We start from the raw sequence: 19,886 nt of genomic DNA, 5'->3' as shown, positions 1-19,886 counted from the left end.
CCGACGTCATCCCTCCGCAAGACTTCGCAACCGCAAGACTTGCATCGGGTGGCGTTTATGCCGAAGACAACATTCCATTTTTCAGGGGATGAGGCGAGGCGTCAGGGGCGCCGGCGCGCCATGGGATTGTTCGATCGATGAGTGACATGCCGAAAGATCTGGGCTCGGCCGACATCCAGAAGATCCTGGAACTTCTGCCCCATCGCTATCCGTTCCTGATGATCGACCGGATCATCGAGATCGACGGGGACCGTTCCTGCATCGGCATCAAGAACGTGTCGTTCAACGAGCCGCAATTTACCGGGCATTTTCCCGGTCTGCCGGTCTTTCCGGGTGTTCTGCTGATCGAAGGCATGGCCCAGACCGCTGGCGCCATCTGCTGCCAGCACATCAAGACAGATGACATGCGGGCCAAGCAGGTCTTCTTCATGACCATCGACAAGTGCAAGTTCCGCAAGCCGGTCGTACCGGGTGACACGGTGCGGTATCATATGACGAAGATGAACCAGCGCCGGACCATGTGGTGGTTCCGGGGCGAGGCCCGCGTGGGCGACACCCTCGTGGCGGAAGCCGAGATCGGTGCCATGCTGGTGACGGAGTGAGCGACGTGGCTGAAATCCATCCGAGTTCCGTTGTCGAGGATGGAGCCACGATCGGCGAAGGCGTCCGCATCGGCCCCTTCTGTCATGTCGGACCGGATGTGGTTCTGGGCGAAGGCTGCGAACTCATCAGCCATGTCGTCGTGGCTGGGCGAACCGGCATCGGTGCCCGCACCAAGCTCTATCCCTTCGCCTCCATCGGACACCCGCCGCAGGATCTGAAGTTTCGCGGCGAGGTGTCGACGCTGACGATCGGCGCCGATTGCCTGATCCGTGAAGGCGTCACCATGAATCCCGGTACCGCCGGAGGCGGGCTCGAGACGACCGTGGGCGACAAGTGTACCTTTCTCGCCAATTCCCATGTGGGCCACGATTGCCGTGTGGGCGATGGTGTCGTCTTCTCCAATAACGTCATGCTCGCGGGCCATTGCACTGTTGGCGACCACGCGATCCTCGGTGGCGGCGCCGCGGTGATTCAGTTCGCGCGGGTCGGCGCCCATGCTTTCGTTGGCGGTCTCTCCGGACTGGAGAACGATTGCATCCCTTACGGCATGGCGCTCGGCAATCGCGCGTATCTGTCTGGCCTCAACATCATCGGGCTGCAGCGCCGTGGTTTCGCGCGTGAGGACATCCATGCCCTGCGCCGGGCCTATCGCCTGCTCTTCGCCCAGGAGGGCACCTTGATGGAGCGCGTCGAGGACGTGGCGGCGGAGTTCGAGTCGCATCGTGCGGTGGCGGAGATCATCGCCTTCATCCGTGAGGGCGGTAAGCGCTCGATCTGCACCCCGCGTGAGAATTCGGGCTCGGCTTGACCGCCTCTCTCCAGCCGGTGTCCCTCCTCGATCCGCATCCGGAAGAGCGTCTGGTTCTGGTGGCGGGGGCCGGCCGGCTTCCCGAACTGGTGGCCGACTCTCTCGACAGGGCGGGGCGCTCGTTTCGGGTGCTGGCCATTCGCGGCTTCGCCGAACGTCCGATGCGCGCGCGAGCCGACGCCACGGTCGATCTCCTCGACATTGCCGGTGCGCTGGCCATCCTGGAGGCCTGGGGGCCGGCCTGCGTCATACCGGTGGGCGGAGTCTCACGCCCCAATCCGGCGGCGATCCTCAATGCCGCGGCGGCGTTGCGGAACCGCGAGGCGCTCAGAGCCATCTCGGGGGGAGGGGACGACCGGTTGCTACGGGGCGCCCTCGTCCTCCTTGAGGATAACGGCCACCGCGTCGTCGGCATCCATGACGTGGCGCCGGACCTCCTGAGCCCGGAGGGGCAACTCGGCCGGCTCGCTCCCGACCTCGCGGCTCAGGCATCCATCGCGACCGGCTGCAATATTCTCGCGGCGCTGGCCGCCCATGATGTCGGCCAGGCCATCGTCGTGGCGGCGCAACGGGCGCTCGCGGTGGAGGGACCCGAGGGAACGGACCGGATGCTCGCCCGTGCGCGCGCCCTCGGCCGCAAGCCCTTCGGATTAGGCTCAGCCCAGCCGGGCACCGTGCTGGTCAAACTCGCCAAGACGGGCCAGGATCTGCGGGTCGACCTGCCGGCCATCGGTCCGCGCACGGTCAAGGCCGCCGCCGCGGCGGGCTGCGCCGGTATCGCCATTCAGGCCGGTTACACCCTCATCATCGACAGGAACGCCACGGTGGCCGAGGCCGACCGCGCGGGACTGTTCCTCATCGGTTTGCGGATCGAGGCATGAATCGCGGCATGACGACCACGCCGTCCAAACGAATTTGGCTCGTCGCCGGCGAGGATTCCGGCGATCAGCTCGGCGCCAAGCTGATGCGGGCGCTGTCGGACCTCTCCGATGGGCCTGTGGCGTTCGGTGGGGTCGGTGGCGAGGCCATGGCGGCGCAGGGCTTCGTCTCCCTGTTTCCCCTCGATGACGTGGCGGTGATGGGCTACCTGCCCGTGGCTGCGCGCCTGCGCACGCTCCTGCGCCGCATTCGGCAGACCGTGCGCGACATCGTCGAATCGCGTCCCGACATTCTCGTCATCATCGACAGTCCCGGTTTCACCCACGCCGTGGCCTCACGGGTGCGAAAGCGCCTGCCGAGCCTTCCCATTGTCGATTACGTCTCTCCCAGCGTCTGGGCGTGGAGACCCTGGCGCGCAGCGAAGATGCGGCCTTTCATCGACCACGTCATGGCGCTCCTGCCCTTCGAGCCGGACGCGCATCGCAGGCTCGGCGGCCCGGACTGCACCTATGTCGGGCATCCGCTCATCGAGCGACTCGCTGAATTGCGCCCGAAAGCCGACGAGGCAGCGGCTCGGGAGGGGACGCCCCCGACCCTCGTGATCCTGCCCGGCTCGCGCCGCTCCGAGATCGAGCGGCTGATGCCAGTCTTCGGTGCCACCCTGGATCTGCTCGTCCAGCGCTACGGGCCGATCGATGCCGTGCTCCCGGCGGTCACGCGCCATCGTGCGATGATCGAGCGCCTGGCCCTGTCCTGGTCGCGGCCGGTGACCATCGTGCATGGGGAGGCGGCGAAATACGCAGCCTTCCGGCGATCTCGTGCCGCTCTGGCGGCTTCGGGCACGGTCACCCTCGAACTCGCTCTCGCCGGCGTGCCGATGGTGGTGGCCTATAAAGTTTCGCGGCTGGAGGAGGCGGTGGCACGGCGGCTCATCCAGGTGCCGACCATCGTGTTGCCGAATCTGATCCTCGGCGAGAATGCCATGCCCGAATTCATCCAGGCCGAATGCACCCCCGGCCGCTTGGGCGAGGCCATGCTCCCGCTTCTCAAGGGCGGCGAGGCTCGTGACGCGCAGGTGCGGTCGCTTCAGCGCATCGACGGGGCGATGCGTCTGGCCGGCGATGACGAACCGAGTCGCAAGGCAGCCAGGATCGTGTTGTCGATGGCGCGCCCGCCCGTCAGCGGATCGTCGTCGGCATAGCCGCTTTGGGTCGCCCGCTTCTCATCGCCTCGGAGGCTTGGACGGCGCTGGGCGGTAGGGCCCTCTCGTCCGCCTTGGGCGACGATGACAGGGAGGGCAGGTCCGGGCTTGTAGCGTTTCGTTCGCGTCCGAAAGCGTAGCCTGCATTCACGCCGGCATAGAAGCCAGTGAAATCCTCGGCCTTCGCCAAGCCGCTGAAAGCCAGTTGCAGGCACAAGCTCATCGTCAAGAAGACGGCACGCATCGCTGCTCTCAGCACCTGAAATGTCTCACCGGATCGACGGGCCGGATCCTGTCATCCGGTCGTTCCGACGATGCTGACGACGAAAAACGGCGACCCGAAGGCCGCCGTCATGTCTCTTCGATGATCTCGAAGGCCCCGCGAACGCGACCTTCTCGAGAGGCATCGACGTCGATCAGTAATCGGCGTTGATGCTCTGGGCCTCGCGGCCCTTCTGACCGTCGATCACGCTGAGGGTGACCTGCTGGCCTTCGGCGAGGGACTCGAGCCCAGCGCGCGACAGAGCCGAACGGTGCACGAACACGTCCTTGCCACCGTCATTCACGGAGACGAAGCCGAAGCCCTTGGCCGGATCGTACCACTTCACGGTGCCGCTCATTTCGACCGAGGGTCCGCTGGCGAAACGACCACCGCCGCCGCCGGCTCCGCCACCGCCGCCGAAGCGATCGTTGCCGCCGCCGTAGCCGCCGCCACCGCCGCTGAAGCGGTCACCGCCGCCGAAACCACCGGCGCGGGGTGCAGGCGCACGACGCGGGGGCTCAGCTTCGGCCGTCGACGTGTCGACGCTGGTCACGTCCGTGACCTGCGGACCCTTCTGGCCCTGCGCGGTGTGGACGGTCAGGCGCGTGCCGGGGAGGAGGTCGGCATGGCCGGCGGCCTCGACAGCGCGGATGTGAAGGAACGCATCGCCCGAACCGTCAGCCAGTTCGACGAAGCCGAAGCCCTTCTCCTTGTTGAACCACTTGACCGTCGCGTCGCGCTCCGGCCCAGAAGGAGCGGCTGCCGCACGGGCCGGACCGCGATCGAAACCGCCGCCGCCACCGCCGTACCCACCGCCGAAGCCACCGCTCGGGGGTGCCTGATCCGGCCAGCGAGGCTCGGCACCACCCTCATCGAAGCCGCGCTTCTGCGGCCCCCTGAAATCACGACCACGTCCCATCGAAAGCTCGCAAAAACCGTCCGCCGACCATCTGTCATCGAATACCGGGTGCGCGCCGTCCCAGACGGGCGCTTCACCACACTATCATCACTCTCGGCAGCGGTGACCAAGAATAACGCCATAGTCCTGACTGAATCTGGGCTTCATCGCAAGATGCTTGTCGCCCCTCTCGGTAAGGTTCCTCTGATTTCCTGCGGCAGATTACGCAATCAAGTCCGGGCGAAGCGCCCCGGCGCGCCGGCAGGGCAGTGCGTACAGAATCCCCAAATGTCATGCGGCTGAACGACTTCGCGTCTCGAATTTTTCTCGGTCGCGTTAGGAAAATGCAAATCGATGGCCGTTAAGATGCGCCGAGGCACCTGCGAAAACAGGTGGCCCGGAACCTCTGTCCGATGATCGCTACCCCATCATTTCCGGATCTTTCGGCCCTCGTCGTCGACGAGAGCCTCTATATCCGCCGAATCGTTCGCGACATGCTGATGCGCGTGGGGATCAAACGCGTCCTCGAAGCCCCCGATGGTGCGGAGGCGCTCGGCGTGTTGGCGGAGAGCAAGCCGGACATCACGATCATCGATTGGGATCTGGCGATTCTGTCGGGCGAGGAGTTCATCCGGCTCGCGCGCACCCCCACCACCTCGCCGTCGCCCACCGTGCCGATCATCCTGATGCTGGCTCAGCCCCGCCGCAACGTCGTGGACCGCGCCATCTCCCTCGGGGTCAACGAGATCATCGCCAAGCCTTTCTCACCGAAGACCTTGTGGTCGCGTCTGGACGAAGTCATCAATCGGCCGAGACCGTTCTCCCAGGTGAAGAGCCTGCTGCGGCCTGTCCCCAGAATATCGGCTGCCGGCAAAGGTCTCTAAGCCGATCATAGATCGAGGCTTTGCACTGACGCCCAAGGCCTGTAGGCTTCCTATCGAATGATGGCCGGCCTATCCGGTGGGGCCACGATCGAGGATTCCGGCAAGGCCGATGAGGGAAGAGAGTGCCGCCATGACGCCGGCCCGCCCCATGGCCGGCACGACTTCACCGAATGCCGCCCCCGCCATGCCGGATACGGGTCGTTCACCGGCGGCGGGATTTCGCCCCGGACGGCGTAACACCTATGCCGCCCTCGACCTGGGGACCAACAATTGCCGCCTGCTGATCGCCGAGCCTGCCTCCCATGGCTTTCGCGTGATCGATGCGTTTTCCCGGATCGTCCGCCTCGGTGAGGGGCTCGGGACGTCCGATCGTCTCAGCGATGCCGCCGTGGAGCGAACTCTGGAGGCTTTGCGGGTCTGCCGCGCCAAGATGGAATCGCGTGGCGTCGCCCGTGCCAAGATCATCGCCACCGAGGCGTGCCGGCTCGCCGTGAACGGGGCCGATTTCGTGGCGCGCGTACGGGACGAGGTGGGCCTCGACCTCGAGATCGTCGATCGGCAGACCGAGGCCTATCTTGCGGTCACCGGTTGTGCGGCCCTGGCCGATCCTTACTCCGAATCGGTCGTCATCTTCGATATCGGCGGCGGGTCCACGGAAATCGCCTGGCTCGACGGCGCGGCCACGAACCCGTCGGCGGACCCCACCTTGCGAATCCGCGCTTGGGATTCGCTTCCCGTCGGCGTCGTGACGCTGGCCGAGCGGCACGGTGCCGCCGACGTCACACGCCTAATGTTCGAGGGCATGGTGGAGGAGGTGGCCGACATGCTGTCGCGCTTCGCCATCCGCGCCGCACCCGCCGCGAATGCCCGGCATTTCCATCTTCTCGGCACCTCGGGAACGGTGACGACCCTTGCCGCCATGCATCTGCGTCTCGCGCGCTATGAGCGCCGCCGCGTCGATGGGCTGTGGATGAGCGATGGCGACGTGAGCGATGCCATCGACGATTTGCTCGACACCCGCCTGGACCAGCGGGCAGACAATCCCTGTATCGGTCGCGATCGCGCCGATCTCGTCCTCGCGGGTTGCGCCATTCTGGAAGCGATCCGCCGGGCATTCCCCTCCGAACGGCTTCGCATCGCCGACCGGGGGCTGCGCGAAGGTCTCTTGATGAACATGATGCGCGAAGACGGCGTCTGGCGCCGCGGAGGCTACCGTTGACCGACAGGCGTGGCGCGGGCGGCGGGTTGCGAGGCGATCTCAAGCAGCGGGTGAAGACGGGGCGCGGCCGCACTGCATCTCAGAAGCGGTGGCTCGAACGGCAACTCAACGATCCCTACGTGGCGCGGGCCAAGCGCGAGGGCTACCGCTCGCGCGCCGCCTTCAAGCTCTTCGAGATCGACGAGCGTTTCAAGATCCTGAAGCCGAACCAGAAGATCATCGATCTGGGCGCGGCGCCCGGAGGCTGGTCTCAGGTCGCCGCCAAGATCGTCGGGCCGAGCGGCCGGATCGTCGGCATCGATCTTCTCGAAATCGAGCCGATGGTCGGCGTCGAGTTCATCACCCTGGACTTTCTCGATCCCGACGCTCCGAAAAGGCTGATCGATCTCCTCGGCGGTCAGGCTGATATCGTCATGTCCGACATGGCGGCCAACACCACCGGCCACAAGCAGACGGACCATCTGCGCATCATCGGCCTGGCCGAGACCGCCGCGGAATTCGCCCGTGAGGTGCTGGCGCCCGGAGGCACCTATCTCGCCAAGGTGTTCCAGGGTGGGACTGAGGGTACCCTGCTCGCCGACCTGAAGCGCGACTTCACCCTGGTGCGCCACGTGAAGCCTTCGGCGAGCCGTGCCGATTCGAGCGAGCTCTACGTGCTGGCCACCGGGTTTCGCGGGTCGGCGGAAGCTGTCGAGGAAAACGCTTGATATCTGGCGGCGGCGAGTGGGCTCATGGTTGTCCTCTCATCCGCCGAACCGGCTGATCGCGATCGGCCGGGATCGGCGCCGCTCACAGCGACGCTTCGCGGCTAAAGACCCGGCGGGATCAGGATCGGGTAGCACCGCGCTCCGGCACCCGCAGCCAGAACCTCGACGGCGCCCACGGTGGAGGTATCCCCCGCCACATGCACGACATCGGTGGTCTTCAGGCCACTGAGATGCGCCGTGAGGGGACCGGGACGCACGTCCGGAGGCCGCTGCCTCATCCTGTCGGCGACGAGGGTGATCCGCGACACACCCGTGGCCTTGAGCCAATCGAGCGACGGACGCATGTACAGGTCGAGGGGATCGCTGGCACCGATCACCACCACGATCTCGCGGTTGGGCTCGATGTAGCGCGCCGCCCGGGCGATCGACCAGATCGGGGCGAAGCCCGTCTCCCGGCCCACCAGCAGCAGTCGGCCGCCGCCGGGGCGATAATAGCCGCGCCCGACCGGTCCCTTGATCTTGACCGGATGTCCGAGAAGGATCTCCTCGCCGAGGGCGTGAGTGATCGCGTTGCACGCATGTCCGAGGCGGAGGTGGAAGACGAGCTCGTTGAGCTCCGTCGTACCGTCGAGGCGCAGGGTCGGGCTCACGTCGATCGGCTCGAAGCCTTCGAACGTGGCGGTCACTTGGTGACCGGGCTCGAGATCGAGTCGGCGCGTGATCGTGACGACGACCTCGATCACATGGGCGCCGAGCGGCGCGATCTGCGTGACCGTACCGACCCGACGCGCCTGCGCGGCCGGCTTCACTTCGGCGAAGACGAGGCTTTCGCCCGCCTTGGAGGGGCGGAGTGAAGAGAGCTTGACGGGTTCGGCCCGGTGCAGACGGGCCTGCGCCCGGCGCGGCGAAGGGTTGGAACCCTGCCCGAGAAGATGGGAACCGTGCAGACCGGTCGTGGGGGCGATGACGCCGTCGGCAAGGGCGGCTTCGAGCGGCGTATCGCCGGTCGAGACCCGCACGGCCTTGCCGTTGACGACAAGCGAGCAGCGCGCGCTCATGGTCGAGCCTCGGAGGATGAGAGAAGTCGAAAGGAGGCCGGCGTCGGGTGACGTGCGCCGGCCGATGGCGGATACCTCAACGAGGTCCGTCGAGAAGCTTGTCCACGAGGACGGCCCAGCGGTCACGCACGGCACGGGCTTCCGGCGACAGCGGCTCCGGTCCGGCAAGGCGTTCGACGCTGGCGCGGATGCCGGCGTTCTCTTCCCGCTCGGCCCGCAGCACCGCCTTCATCACCAGGATCTCTGAACGCAGCCGCGCCAGATCGGTGTCGAGAGCGATCTCTTCGACCGCCTCCACTACCGGCTCGGCTGGCAAAGCCACCGGGGAGGCGTCCGCGCGCTTCGGGGTGGCGCCGGTGCGGATCGGCCGGGCCATCAGACGCCTGACGATATCCGAGCCGAAATCCTCGCCGTGACCGAATTCGTTGCCTAATCGCAATGCCGCTTCGGCCATCACGCCCGCCTCCTGACGAACGGCAAGTCATGCCGCGCCGTTCGATCCATCTCGATCGTGACGATGCGCGATCATGGTTAAGGGACGTTTAATTCAACCGTGACGGTTTGGCGATCAGGCCGCTTCCGGCGCCGCGCCGACCAATTGGCGGGCCTGAAGCATCGACATCGGATCGCCGAATGCCGTCCCCTGGGCGTATTCGCAACCGAACTCGGCCAGGGTCTGCGCGTCGGATTCGTTCTCCGCCCCATCAGCGATGATGGCGAGGCCAAGTTCCTGGGCCATCTTCACGATGGAGCGCAGCATGACCGATCGCCCGCCCGCCATCTGGCGCACGAATGTCGGGTCGATCTTGATCGTGTCGAACGGGAACCGCTGGAGATAGGACAGGGCCGAGTAACCGGTGCCGAAATCGTCCAGCGACAGGCCGGCGCCGAGTTCGTGGATGCGGCTCAGCATCTGGGCCGCATATTCCGGGTTCTCCATCACCAGACCCTCGCCGAATTCGAGCTTGAGCGAACCGGGCAGCACGCCCGACCGGGCCATGATCGTCTTAACGTCATGAAGCAGGTCGTGTCGGAGTATCTGCCGCGAGGAGACGTTCACGCAGGCGAAGATCGGGGGATCGACATCGAGCGATCGCTGCCAGGCCGCGAGTTCGAGGGCGGTGCGCTCCAACGCGAAGATGCCCAGCGTGACGACGAAGCCGCTCTCCTCTGCGATCGGCATGAAGGTGGAGGAGGGGATACGGCCGAGCTTGGCGTGATCCCAGCGCAGGACCGTCTCGAAACCCGCCACCGTGCGGTCCTCGAGGCGGACGACGGGCTGGAACAGCACCTTCATCTCGTTGCGCTCGATCGCCCGCTGCAGGTCGGCTTCGAGCATCAGCCGGTCGCTGCGCTCGTTGCGCATGGAGGCACGGAACACTTCGGTGCGGTCGCCGCCGTTGCGCTTGGCCTGGATCATGGCGATCTCGGCGTTCTTGAAGACGTCTTCGCGTTTGAGGGCGGTGCCGACCTCATGCAGGACGATCCCCACCGAGACCGTGAGGAAGATCTCGCGGTCGGCATAGGTGATGGGCGTGGCGATCGCCCGGCGGATCATGTCCGTGAAGGCGATGATGCGGTCGGGCTCCCGCTCCGACAGCAGGATCAGTCCGAATTCATCCCCGGCGATGCGGGCCAAGGTATCCTGAGGGCGCAGCAGCCGGCCGAGACGGCGCGACAGGGTGAGCAGGATCGAATCGCCAGCCGAGAGGCCGATGGCATCGTTGATCGCCTTGAACCGGTCGACGTCGAGGAGGATCGTCGTCGGCTTCAGGCGCGCATCCTGACTCGCGAAGGCGAGGGCGGCGTCGAGGCGGTCGTTGAACAATTCGCGGTTGGGCAGGCCGGTGAGGCTGTCATGAATCGCGTCGTAGAGCAGGCGCTCCTCGGCCGTCTTCACTTCGGTAACGTCCGAGATGGTGCCGACGATGCGAATGACTTCGCCGTCCGGCCCGATCACCGGCCGTGCCTTCAGCCGGTACCAGACATAGAGGCCTTCCGTGGAGCGGAGGCGGAAATCGTGAACGATGCGGCCGCGCCGCTCTTCGATCACCGTGTCCAGCGCCGTCGAATAGCGGTCCACGTCGAAGGGATGGACGAGGCCGAGCCAGTTCGAGGCCGGGCCCTCCAGGGTGCCGCGCTTCAGGCCGAGCTGGCTCTCGATCTCCTGGCCGGCGAAGACCCGGTCTCCCGGGACATCCCAATCGAACACCACATCGCCGGCGCCCGTCAGGGCCAAAGCGCGGCGCTCTGTGTCGGAGACCAGGGAATGGGTCATCCCGCCCCCGGTGAAGGCGTGCTGCATCACCGTGAAGCCGATGAGCATGACGATCAGGACGAGACCGCCGATCAGGGCCGGTTGGACGAGGTCGCTGCCGATCTGTCCGGTGATGGCGAAGCCCGCAGCCACGACCCAGACGAGAAGGAGGAACCAGGTCGGTACGAGAAGGATCGCGCGGTCGTAGCCGTTATGAATGGCCAGATAGACGATCAGCAGCAGGCCGACGCCGGCGACGGCGGCGATGGAGATGCGGGCAACGCCGGCCGCTACCGGCGGATCGAAGACCGCAAGGCCGACGAGGCCGGCGAGAAAGGCGAGCCAGAAGAACGCCACGTGGCCGTAGCGTACATGCCAGCGGCTGAGGTTGAGATAGGCGAACAGGAAAACGAGGAGCGTCGCGCCGAGCACGGCCTCGGCGGATGCGCGATAGACCCGCTCGGCCACCTCGGTGACGGGAAAGACCCGCTGCAGAAAGCCAAAGTCGATACAGGCATAGGCGAGAACGGCCCAGGCCAAAGCCGCGGCCGCCGGAAAGATGATCGCACCCTTCACCACGAAGATGATCGTGAGGAACAGGGCGAGAAGGCCGGCAATACCGATGATGATGCCCTTGTAGAGCGTCAGGCCGGTGGATTTCTTGCGGTAGGCTTCCTGGTCCCAGAGATAGACCTGCGGCACGTTCGGCCCATGCAGCTCGGCCACGAAGGTCACGGTCGCGCCGGGATCGAGGGTGATGACGAACTGGTCGGCTTCCGGGTTCTCGTCGCGTTCGGGCCGGATGCCCTGGCTCGCCGTGATCGCGGCGATGCGCGAGCCTCCCAGATCCGGCCAGATCACCCCCGACCCGACGAGACGGAAATGCGGGGCCACGAGAACCCGGTCGATCTGCTCGTCGGTGTCGTTGGTGAGCGCGAACACCATCCAGTCCGGTCGTGCGCCGCTATCGCGAGCCTTCACCACGATGCGGCGGACGATGCCGTCCTTGCCGGGGGCGGTGGAGATCTGGATCAGGTCGCCATCGGAGCGGTAGCGCTCGATCATCGGCGTCAGGTCGATGGCCGGAGCGTCGAGGGTCACCCGCACGGCCTCCACGGCCGAAGCCGGCGCTCCCGTTACCAGGATGCCGATCAGCAGGGAGACGAAAACGTTGAGGACGTAGAGCGATCTGCGCAACGGGCGAGTGTTCCGGCCGGGCGGGCACTGATGAGGAATACGGCTCAGCTTGTAGCCCAGTCGTACCGGCGGGGGGGTCCACGGACAAGGCGAGCGGTCTGCCTCGCATTGCGGCACCCACTGCTTCTTGGCGTAGCGCCGAGGAGGATGGGATCGCGCTCCTTTGCGGCCAAAACAAGCCGGTAACGCTTCACGATGGTGGAGCTTCACCGCCAAAATGCTGCGCGCGGCGGCATTGACGGGGCAGGACCCATTCCGACCAGGAACTTTCCGTTTTTCTGTTCCCGGTCCGGCGCATCCGCGTCGAACCGGGAACGCTGCTCAGCTTGCCTGAAGCACGCCCCTCATCTTCTCCAGGGACGGAAGCTTTTTGATCGGCCCGATCGCCGCCAGCGTCGGAGCGCCCGAGAGCAGACGCAAACCCGCCGCTCTCACATCGTCCACGGTGACGGCGTCGATCTTGGCGATGACCTCCGGCGGCGGGATCACCCTGCCCCAGGCCAGCATCTGGCGGGCATTGCGTTCGATCCGACCGCCGGGGGTCTCCAGGGCCGACAGCAAAGCCACCTTCACCTGGGCCTTGGCGCGGGCGACCTCGACCGAATCCGCGTCACGCGCCGCCTTCGCCGTGGCGGCCAGGGTCACGTCGACGAGTTCGGCGAGATCCGAGCCGGACGTGCCGGCGCCAATGCCGAACAGGCCGCAATCGACGAAGGACCAGTGGAACGCCTGGATCTCGTAGGCGAGGCCGCGGGTCTCGCGCACCTCGTGCCAGAGCCGTGAGGTGAGACCGCCGCCGAGCACCTGCGCGAACATGTGAAGGGCGTAATAGCCTTCGTCGCGAAAGGAGAGGCCGGGCAGGCCCAGCACGAGATTGGCCTGTTCGAGCTTTTTCTGGATCCGCTTCTCGCCGCCGACATAGGTGCCGGGGACCATTTCCGGAGCGACCGTCGCCGGCATCCCGCCGAAATGGTGCTCGGCCGCCTCGACGATGGCCTCGTGGGAGATGGCGCCCGCTGCGGCCACGACGATGCGGTCCGGGGTGTATTCGCGGGCGAGATAGGCTTCGATGGCATCGCGGTCGAAGCTCGCGATGGTCTGCGGCGTGCCGATGATCGGACGGCCGATCGGCTGATCCGGGAAAGCCGCCGCGGTGAAGGCCTCGTAGACCACGTCGTCCGGCGTATCCTCGATGGCGGCGTATTCCTGCAGGATCACCCCCTTCTCGCGGGCGAGCTCGCCAGCGTCGAAGACCGATCGGGTGAGGATGTCGCCGATCACGTCGAGGGCGACGCCGGCATCCTCGCCGAGCACGCGCGCGGTGTAGCTGGTACCCTCCGCGCTGGTGGCGGCATTAATGTCACCGCCGACATTCTCGATGTCCTCGGCGATCCGGCGGGCGGAGCGGGTCTCGGTTCCCTTGAACGCCATATGCTCGATGAGATGGCTGAGGCCGCCCTCATCGGCCCGCTCGTGGCGCGATCCGGCGCCCACCCAGACTCCCAGTGTCGCGGTCGCGACACCCGGCATCGTCTCCGTGGTGACGGTGATGCCGTTGGAGAGGCGGGATACTTTCAGGCCGGGAGAGGCGCCATGGGTCGCGAAATGCTGGTTCATGCTGTCTCAGTTCCCGGCCGTGATGCGTGAATGTGCGCGGATGAAGGCTTCCACCGCCGCCTGGTCGTTGGCGACGCGGTCGAAGCGCTCCTTCCGATCCAGCAGGTCGGCGAGATGCGGCGGCAGCACGGGGCGTAGGCCGCCCGTCGCCTGGGAGACCGCATCCGGAAACTTGGCCGGATGAGCGGTGGCCAGGGCGACGACCGGCGTCTTCGCATCCTTCTCGAGAAGGCGGCGGCCGGCGTGAACGCCGATGGCGGTGTGCGGGTCGATGACCATGCCGATCTCCCGGTGCACCCGTGCGATCTCGGCGATGACGGCCTCTTCGGGGACCGAGGCCGCGTCGAACTCGTCGCGGACGGCTTTGAGTACCGTCTCGTCGAGATGGAAACCGCCCGACTGCTTCAATCCGGCCATCAGCCGCGACAGGCTGGACGCGTCGCGGCCCAGGGCCTCGAACAGAAGCCGCTCGAAATTCGACGAGATCTGGATGTCCATGGAGGGCGAGGTGGTCGGCTGAACACCGCGAACTTCGTAGGCACCGTGTTCCAGGGTGCGGGCCAGGATATCGTTGGCGTTGGTGCCGATCATGAGGCGTTCGATGGGAAGGCCCATGCGCTTGGCGACCCACCCGGCGAGGATGTCGCCGAAATTGCCTGTCGGCACCGCGAAGGAGACCGGGCGGTGCGGTGCGCCCAGGGCCACGGCGCTCGTGAAGTAATAGACCGCCTGCGCGGCGACTCGCGCCCAGTTGATCGAGTTGACGCCGGAGAGCCTCAGCTCGTCGGCGAAATCCGCGTGCTGGAACAACGCTTTGACGATGTTCTGGCAATCGTCGAAGTTACCGTCGATGGCGATGGCGTGGACATTGTCCGCCCCCACCGAGGTCATCTGGCGGCGCTGCACCTCGGAGACGCGGCCATAGGGAAACAGGATGAAGATATCGACCTGATCGAGCCCGCGGAAAGCCTCGACGGCGGCGCTGCCGGTATCGCCCGAGGTGGCGCCGACGATGGTGGCGCGCGAGCCGCGGGACCGCAGGACGTGGTCCATCAACCGGCCGAGAAGCTGCATCGCCACGTCCTTGAACGCCAGCGTCGGACCGTGGAAGAGCTCCAGCAGAAACAGGTTGTCGTCGAGCTGCACCAGCGGGCACACCGCCGGGTGGCGGAACGTGGCGTAGGATTCCTCGATCATCCGGTCGAGATCGGCATCCGCGATCTCGCCGTCGATCAGCGGCCGCAGGACGAGCTTGGCCGCATCGGCATAACGCTGTCCCGCCAGTCCGGCGATCGCGTCACGGGAAATCTGCGGCCAGCTCTCGGGCAGGTACAAACCGCCGTCGCGGGCGAGACCGGCGAGGAGAGCATCGGAAAAGCTGAGGGGCGCCGCGGCGCCGCGGGTCGAAACGTGTAGCAAAGGGGCCTCCGGGAAGGGCGCCGGTCTACACGATGTGGGTCGGTCTGTCGAAAGCGGGAAATTGCCGCCTGCGCGAAGAGAGTCTGCGGGCCCGCGACGGGGACGCCGAGGGACGGGATCGATCGGCGCGTCCGAACCTCATCGAGAAACCGCTCGACCCACGCCTTCGTTCGGCGCCGAGGTATGTCGACCGGTTCATCCTCTTACGCGGCGCTGCCCGGCGCCTTGACGAGGCGGCATCCGCTGATCCGCCAATCGCCGTCGCTCTGCTTCTCGAGACTGTAGAGCGCCATCCAGTCGATACCGTTTTCGTCCTGCAGCTTGACGCCGAGAGAGATGCCATCCTCGCCGCTCTCTTCCACACGATCGATGCTGAAGCTGCGGGCGCGGTAGACGGCGGCGTATCCCTTCCGCACCATCTCGATGAATGTCTCGGGCGAGGTGAACATCCCTTGGATCGACGGGGCGGCCTGGGCATAGGCCATCGCCGCGTCGTCTTTGCGGAACGCCTCGATCTGCCGCTCCACAGCCGCCCGAGCTTTCAGCTTCGCCGCTTCGTCGGCGGCATGGGCCGGCGAGGCCGAATGGCTCGCGGCCAGAGACAGGAAACCGATCAGCAGTGAGGAGACAGCGCGCATGGATCACACTCCGCAATCGGGGCGACCCTGTGCAGGATAGCGCGACGCTTGCCGCCGACAAGAGCCGGCGATCTTCGGCGACGAAGAGCCAGAGCTAGCGGGCCGGGTTCGCTGCCGTATCGTCCCCCATGTCGGAGAGACGTTTCCAGGCGAAGACGCCGAAGACGCCGACGAGGCAGGCCGCGATGCCGAACCACGTGAAGGCATATTGCATGTGGTTGTTGGGAAGATCGACCCGGAGTTGTCCCCCCTTCGGCCAGCCGCCGGGATTGGGCGTGGCATCGGCCTCGATGAGGTAGGGCATCACGGTCAGCCCCCGAGCCGCAGCGATGCCGTCGATGTCGCGATGGAACCACTCGCCCTTGGCGGGCTCCGGCGGCGGAACGAACATGGTGCGGGTCTCCGGACCGCGCAGCATGCCGGTGATCGTCGTCGATCCGGCGATCTGCCCCGATGGGCGCCGCGCCGGGCTTTTCAATTCGGTGGGGACGAAGCCACGGTTGATGATGACGAGACTTCCATCATCATCCCGCTTCAGTGGCGTCAGCACGTAGAAACCCTGCAGGGCATTGCCGGGTACGGCGCCGGCCGCGAGACCGTGGACCAACGTCTCCTGGTCGTTCAGCAGCGTCCCGGTCACCCGTACGCGCTTGAACTCGTCCCGCGCCACGTCCCAATCCCCGCGCGCCGGGAGAGGCGCGGGAGGCTCGACACGCGAACGGGCCACGATGCGGCCGATCAGGGCTTCCTTCTCGCCCTTCCGCTGCAACTGCCAGATTCCAAGGCTCAGCAGAATGGCGAGGCAGATCAGCGAGACGATGCCCGGGGCGAGCAGCGACCGCAGGGCACCGGGACGAACTTCCGTCGACATCAGCGAAAGCGCCCCTCCTCGGCTTTATTGGCGAACTGCAAGGCGGCCAGCATCCCCTTCAACGGTCGAACCAGCAGCAGGCTGAGACCGACCGAGAGGGTGATGGCCACGGAGGCATGGACCCAAATCGGCGGTTCGAAGGTGATTTCGAGCCAAAGCGCCAGCCCGACGACGACGATGCCGACGATGGACATGACGAAGAAGGCCGGCCCGTCGCCGGCATTGAAGGTCGAGTAGTCGAGACCGCAGACCTCGCAGGACGGTTTAAAGGTCAGGAATCCGTCGAACATCGCACCCTCGCCGCAGCGGGGGCAGCGGCAACGCAATCCGGTCGGGATGGGAGGCGGTAGCGGCCGCTGCTGATTCACGATGCATGCTCCTCGGCGACGGACATGTCTGTCCTCTGCCGCATATGGGAAACCGAACTATCCATCGCACGAAAAAGGGCGGCTCGCGCCGCCCTGTTTCTCATACCTGTGTCGCTTCGCCGTACCGTTCGGCCGTGATCGGGCCGACGCCTCAGTGAGCCGCCGTGCCGGCGCCCCAGACGTAGATCGAGGCGAACAGGAACAGCCAGACCACGTCGACGAAGTGCCAGTACCAGGCGGCGAACTCGAAACCGAGATGCTGCTGGACCGTGAATTGGCCGAGATAGACCCGGTAAAGGCAGATCGCGAGGAAGATCGTCCCGATGATGACGTGCGCGCCGTGGAAGCCCGTCGCCATGAAGAAGGTGGCCGAGTAGATGCTGCCAGAGAAGCCGAAATGCGCGTGGCTGTACTCATAGGCCTGGCAGGCCGTGAACAGCACGCCGAGGATGATCGTGAGCCACAGGCCGTATTTCAGACCCTTGCGGTCGTTGTTCAGCAGGGCGTGGTGAGCCCAGGTGATGGTGGTGCCCGAGGTCAGCAAAATCAGGGTGTTGAGCAGCGGCAGATGCCAGGGATCGAACGCCTCGATACCCTTCGGCGGCCAGGTGCCGCCCGTGAAGTCCAGGCGCGTGGTCTGGATCGGGTCGGCCGTGTAGAGGGCGGCCTCGAAATAGGCCCAGAACCAGGCGGCGAAGAACATCACCTCGGAGGCGATGAACATGATCATGCCGTAGCGGTGGTGAAGCTGCACGACGCGGGTGTGGTCGCCGGCATTCGCCTCGTGGACGACGTCACGCCACCAGGCGAACATTACGTAGAGCACGCCGATCGTTCCGGCGCCGAAGATGTAGGGACCGGGGCTGAGCGTGCCGATCTGAAGGCTCTTCATCCAGAACACGGCGCCGAACGCCATGAGGAAGCCGGAGAAGGCACCCAACAGCGGCCAAGGGCTCGGGCTCAAGATATGGAAGTCGTGATTCTTGGCGTGCGCCTCGGCCATCTTAACTCTTCTCCTCACCCCGGGCCCAATGCCGCGAACGGCTCTGACCTTCTGAACGTTCGGCTACACCGGAACCCTTAATCGGGACGGCGCAGTGTTGTCACGCTTGAGACCTCAAAAATCTGGCGCGTCGAAAACGCGTCCCGCCAAAATTTTTGATGGCCTCAGAAATTGGTTTTCGCATTCTTGCCGTCCGTCGTCGCGAGCGCGGCCGAGGGCTGGCCATTCTTCGACGCGAAATACGTATAGGAGAGCGTGAGCTCCTGCAGGTGGGCGGTGTTCGAGTCGGCTCTCACGGCCGGATCGATGTAGAACACCACTGGGAAATCCATCGTCTCCCCGGGCTGGAGCGTCTGCTCATTGAAGCAGAAGCATTGGATCTTCACGAAGAAGCTCCCCATCAGTCCCGGCTGGACGTTGTAGGTCGCGATCCCCGTCGAGGGGGTCGTCCCCGTATTCTTCACCCGGAAGAACACGGTCTTCGTCTCGCCGAGGCGAACTTCGATCTTCGGCGTCTCGGCGACGAAGCGCCAAGGCAGGGTCGACGCGACGTTCGTGTCGAGATGGACGACCATGCTGTCATCCGTGGCGACCTGCGTCGATGCAAGCCCGACGCGAGGCGTGCCGTCAAAGCCGGTGGCCTTGCAGAACATGTCGTAGAGCGGCGCCGAGGCGAAGGCCAAGCCGATCATGCCCACCGCCAGACCCGCGCAGGCGAGGGCCGTGACCGAGGCCTTGCGGTTCGGATTGCCGCTTCGCGGGCTTTTCACGTCGGTCATGATGACGTCCGACTTTCTTCGCTGAACGACCCGGTCGATGCGGTCACAGCGGGCGATTGAGGATCTGCGGTCCGAGCTTGGCGATGGTCAACGCGTAGAAGATGGCCACGAGGACGAACAGCACCGTGGCGATGGCGATGGAGCGCCTGCGCTGGCGCTGGCGCTCTTCGGGCGTCAGCTGCCGCGGCGGAGTGGATTTACCCGGCACCGAGGTCACGCGAGCACCGCACGGAACAGTCCCAGGCCCTGCTCGGCCAAGACCGCCGAGAACAGCAGGAAGAGATAGAGGATCGAGAAGCCGAACATGCCGAGCGCGGCCTTGCGTTCCGCCTCGCCCTCACGGTTGCGGTAGACGTGGACGCTGAAGGCCAGCATCCCGAGGCCGCCGAGGAAGGCGGTGACGCCGTAGAGCCATCCGCCGAAGCCGAGGAAGACCGGGGCGAGGCCCACCGGGAACAGCAGGATCGAGTAGTAGATGATCTGGCGCCGTGTGGATTGAGGCCCGGCGACGTTCGGCATCATCGGGATGCCGGCCTTGGCGTATTCTCCCGCCTTGATGAGCGCGAGCGCCCAGAAATGCGGCGGCGTCCAGATGAAGATGATGAGGAACAGGACCGTCGATTCGATGCCCACCGATCCCGATACGGCAGCCTGGCCGATCATCGGGGGGAGGGCGCCGGCGGCGCCGCCGATGACGATGTTCTGCGGCGTCGCCCGCTTCAGCCACATGGAGTAGACGACCGCGTAGAAGACGATCGTGAAAGCGAGCAGCGAGGCGGCCAGCCAGTTCGAGGCGAGGCCGAGCACCAGGACCGAACCCACCGACAGGACGAGGCCGAAGGCCAGGGCTTCACCGGGCTGGATACGGCCGCCGGGGATCGGGCGCGTCGCCGTACGGGTCATCACCGCGTCGATATCGGCGTCCCACCACATGTTGAGACAGCCGGAGGCACCGGCGCCCACCGCGATCATGAGGAGAGAGATCACTCCGACGACCGGCTGGATCTGGACATGGGACACCACCATGCCGACCAGCGCCGTGAAGATCACCAGCACCATCACGCGGGGCTTCAAGAGCGCGAAGAAGTCCGAGACCTCGCCGCCCACCATCATCGGGGCGGGGGCGAAATCTTGCGGCTCGGCGGCAGCAGATACGCTGTTCGACAGGCTCGTCATGGGTACCTGATGCTGTTGTCGGTCTGGCCGGGGTTCGGATCA

General features: G+C 65.9%; 21 protein-coding genes. 7 read left to right on the top strand and 14 right to left on the bottom strand.

The genetic code is table 11. The features are described 5' to 3' along the window. The first annotated feature begins 146 nt into the window (after positions 1 to 146). Genes fabZ through lpxB form a run of 4 tightly spaced genes read left to right on the top strand, consistent with a single transcriptional unit; the run spans position 147 to position 3,491 of the window. A complete protein-coding gene (fabZ, locus tag ACYQOP_RS01570) occupies positions 147 to 602 on the top strand; it encodes a 3-hydroxyacyl-ACP dehydratase FabZ (protein WP_405030585.1) in 456 nt (151 codons plus the stop codon). Next, positions 599 to 1,411 carry an acyl-ACP--UDP-N-acetylglucosamine O-acyltransferase gene (lpxA, locus tag ACYQOP_RS01565; RefSeq protein ID WP_405030586.1) on the top strand — a complete coding sequence of 271 codons (813 nt, stop codon included), beginning with the start codon at positions 599 to 601 and terminating at the stop codon, positions 1,409 to 1,411. Before fabZ ends, lpxA begins: the two co-directional genes overlap by 4 nt. Then, positions 1,408 to 2,292 carry an LpxI family protein gene (locus tag ACYQOP_RS01560; RefSeq protein WP_461220853.1) on the top strand — a complete coding sequence of 295 codons (885 nt, stop codon included), beginning with the start codon at positions 1,408 to 1,410 and terminating at the stop codon, positions 2,290 to 2,292. The genes lpxA and ACYQOP_RS01560 overlap by 4 nt, the downstream gene beginning before the upstream one ends. 8 nt (positions 2,293 to 2,300) lie before the next feature. Continuing rightward, on the top strand, positions 2,301 to 3,491 hold the full coding sequence (lpxB, locus tag ACYQOP_RS01555; protein ID WP_461220851.1) for a lipid-A-disaccharide synthase: 1,191 nt from the start codon (positions 2,301 to 2,303) through the stop codon (positions 3,489 to 3,491). Here the strand turns inward: lpxB and ACYQOP_RS01550 are convergent. Then, a complete protein-coding gene (locus ACYQOP_RS01550) occupies positions 3,469 to 3,735 on the bottom strand; it encodes a hypothetical protein (protein ID WP_207411517.1) in 267 nt (88 codons plus the stop codon). The two genes, lpxB and ACYQOP_RS01550, sit on opposite strands and share 23 nt — an antisense overlap. Positions 3,736 to 3,907: 172 nt before the next feature. Next, on the bottom strand, positions 3,908 to 4,672 hold the full coding sequence (locus tag ACYQOP_RS01545) for a cold-shock protein (RefSeq protein ID WP_056431479.1): 765 nt from the start codon (positions 4,670 to 4,672) through the stop codon (positions 3,908 to 3,910). A 392-nt stretch (positions 4,673 to 5,064) separates the two neighbouring features. Between ACYQOP_RS01545 and ACYQOP_RS01540 the strand changes: the two genes are divergently transcribed. The 3 genes from ACYQOP_RS01540 (at position 5,065) to ACYQOP_RS01530 (ending at position 7,461) form a co-directional block, all read left to right on the top strand. Next, positions 5,065 to 5,535, top strand: a complete 471-nt coding sequence (locus tag ACYQOP_RS01540) for a response regulator (protein WP_207411518.1) — start codon at positions 5,065 to 5,067, stop codon at positions 5,533 to 5,535. Between the two features lie 184 nt (positions 5,536 to 5,719). Further along, positions 5,720 to 6,754, top strand: coding sequence for a Ppx/GppA phosphatase family protein (locus tag ACYQOP_RS01535; RefSeq protein WP_461225149.1), 1,035 nt, complete (start codon positions 5,720 to 5,722; stop codon positions 6,752 to 6,754). Further along, positions 6,751 to 7,461 (top strand): RlmE family RNA methyltransferase, encoded by a 711-nt coding sequence (locus ACYQOP_RS01530; RefSeq protein WP_461220849.1) that lies wholly within the window; start codon positions 6,751 to 6,753, stop codon positions 7,459 to 7,461. The genes ACYQOP_RS01535 and ACYQOP_RS01530 overlap by 4 nt, the downstream gene beginning before the upstream one ends. 101 nt (positions 7,462 to 7,562) lie before the next feature. Here ACYQOP_RS01530 and ACYQOP_RS01525 read toward each other — a convergent pair whose 3' ends face one another. From ACYQOP_RS01525 to ACYQOP_RS01470, 12 genes are all read right to left on the bottom strand, one after another. Then, positions 7,563 to 8,519 (bottom strand): ferredoxin reductase domain-containing protein, encoded by a 957-nt coding sequence (locus ACYQOP_RS01525; RefSeq protein WP_461220847.1) that lies wholly within the window; start codon positions 8,517 to 8,519, stop codon positions 7,563 to 7,565. A 76-nt stretch (positions 8,520 to 8,595) separates the two neighbouring features. Then, entirely contained in the window at positions 8,596 to 8,973 is a 378-nt protein-coding gene (locus ACYQOP_RS01520) for a hypothetical protein (RefSeq protein WP_461220845.1), read from the bottom strand. Between the two features lie 114 nt (positions 8,974 to 9,087). After that, positions 9,088 to 11,973, bottom strand: a complete 2,886-nt coding sequence (locus tag ACYQOP_RS01515) for an EAL domain-containing protein (protein WP_461220844.1) — start codon at positions 11,971 to 11,973, stop codon at positions 9,088 to 9,090. Positions 11,974 to 12,294: 321 nt separating this feature from the next. Beyond that, on the bottom strand, positions 12,295 to 13,590 hold the full coding sequence (locus ACYQOP_RS01510) for a M16 family metallopeptidase (RefSeq protein ID WP_056431456.1): 1,296 nt from the start codon (positions 13,588 to 13,590) through the stop codon (positions 12,295 to 12,297). A 6-nt stretch (positions 13,591 to 13,596) separates the two neighbouring features. Further along, positions 13,597 to 15,009, bottom strand: a complete 1,413-nt coding sequence (thrC, locus tag ACYQOP_RS01505; protein WP_056431453.1) for a threonine synthase — start codon at positions 15,007 to 15,009, stop codon at positions 13,597 to 13,599. A 203-nt stretch (positions 15,010 to 15,212) separates the two neighbouring features. Beyond that, the gene (locus ACYQOP_RS01500) at positions 15,213 to 15,647 is read right to left on the bottom strand and encodes a DUF4864 domain-containing protein (protein ID WP_461220841.1); all 435 of its coding nucleotides are present in this window, start codon (positions 15,645 to 15,647) and stop codon (positions 15,213 to 15,215) included. 94 nt (positions 15,648 to 15,741) lie between these two features. After that, positions 15,742 to 16,518: an SURF1 family protein gene (locus ACYQOP_RS01495; protein ID WP_461220840.1), complete on the bottom strand. Its 777-nt coding sequence runs from the start codon at positions 16,516 to 16,518 to the stop codon at positions 15,742 to 15,744. Further along, positions 16,518 to 16,886, bottom strand: coding sequence for a DUF983 domain-containing protein (locus tag ACYQOP_RS01490; protein ID WP_207411527.1), 369 nt, complete (start codon positions 16,884 to 16,886; stop codon positions 16,518 to 16,520). The genes ACYQOP_RS01495 and ACYQOP_RS01490 overlap by 1 nt, the downstream gene beginning before the upstream one ends. 151 nt (positions 16,887 to 17,037) lie before the next feature. Continuing rightward, complete coding sequence (locus ACYQOP_RS01485; protein WP_056431442.1) at positions 17,038 to 17,889, bottom strand: cytochrome c oxidase subunit 3; 852 nt, start codon at positions 17,887 to 17,889, stop codon at positions 17,038 to 17,040. Positions 17,890 to 18,053: 164 nt separating this feature from the next. Then, positions 18,054 to 18,668, bottom strand: a complete 615-nt coding sequence (locus ACYQOP_RS01480) for a cytochrome c oxidase assembly protein (protein ID WP_056431440.1) — start codon at positions 18,666 to 18,668, stop codon at positions 18,054 to 18,056. Between the two features lie 43 nt (positions 18,669 to 18,711). Beyond that, positions 18,712 to 18,885, bottom strand: a complete 174-nt coding sequence (locus ACYQOP_RS01475; protein WP_056431437.1) for a hypothetical protein — start codon at positions 18,883 to 18,885, stop codon at positions 18,712 to 18,714. Continuing rightward, positions 18,882 to 19,844 carry a heme o synthase gene (locus tag ACYQOP_RS01470; protein WP_311275014.1) on the bottom strand — a complete coding sequence of 321 codons (963 nt, stop codon included), beginning with the start codon at positions 19,842 to 19,844 and terminating at the stop codon, positions 18,882 to 18,884. Before ACYQOP_RS01470 ends, ACYQOP_RS01475 begins: the two co-directional genes overlap by 4 nt. Positions 19,845 to 19,886 lie beyond the last annotated feature (42 nt).

Source organism: Methylobacterium sp. CM6247 (assembly GCF_054817925.1).
This window is presented reverse-complemented; position numbering and strand designations above follow the sequence as displayed.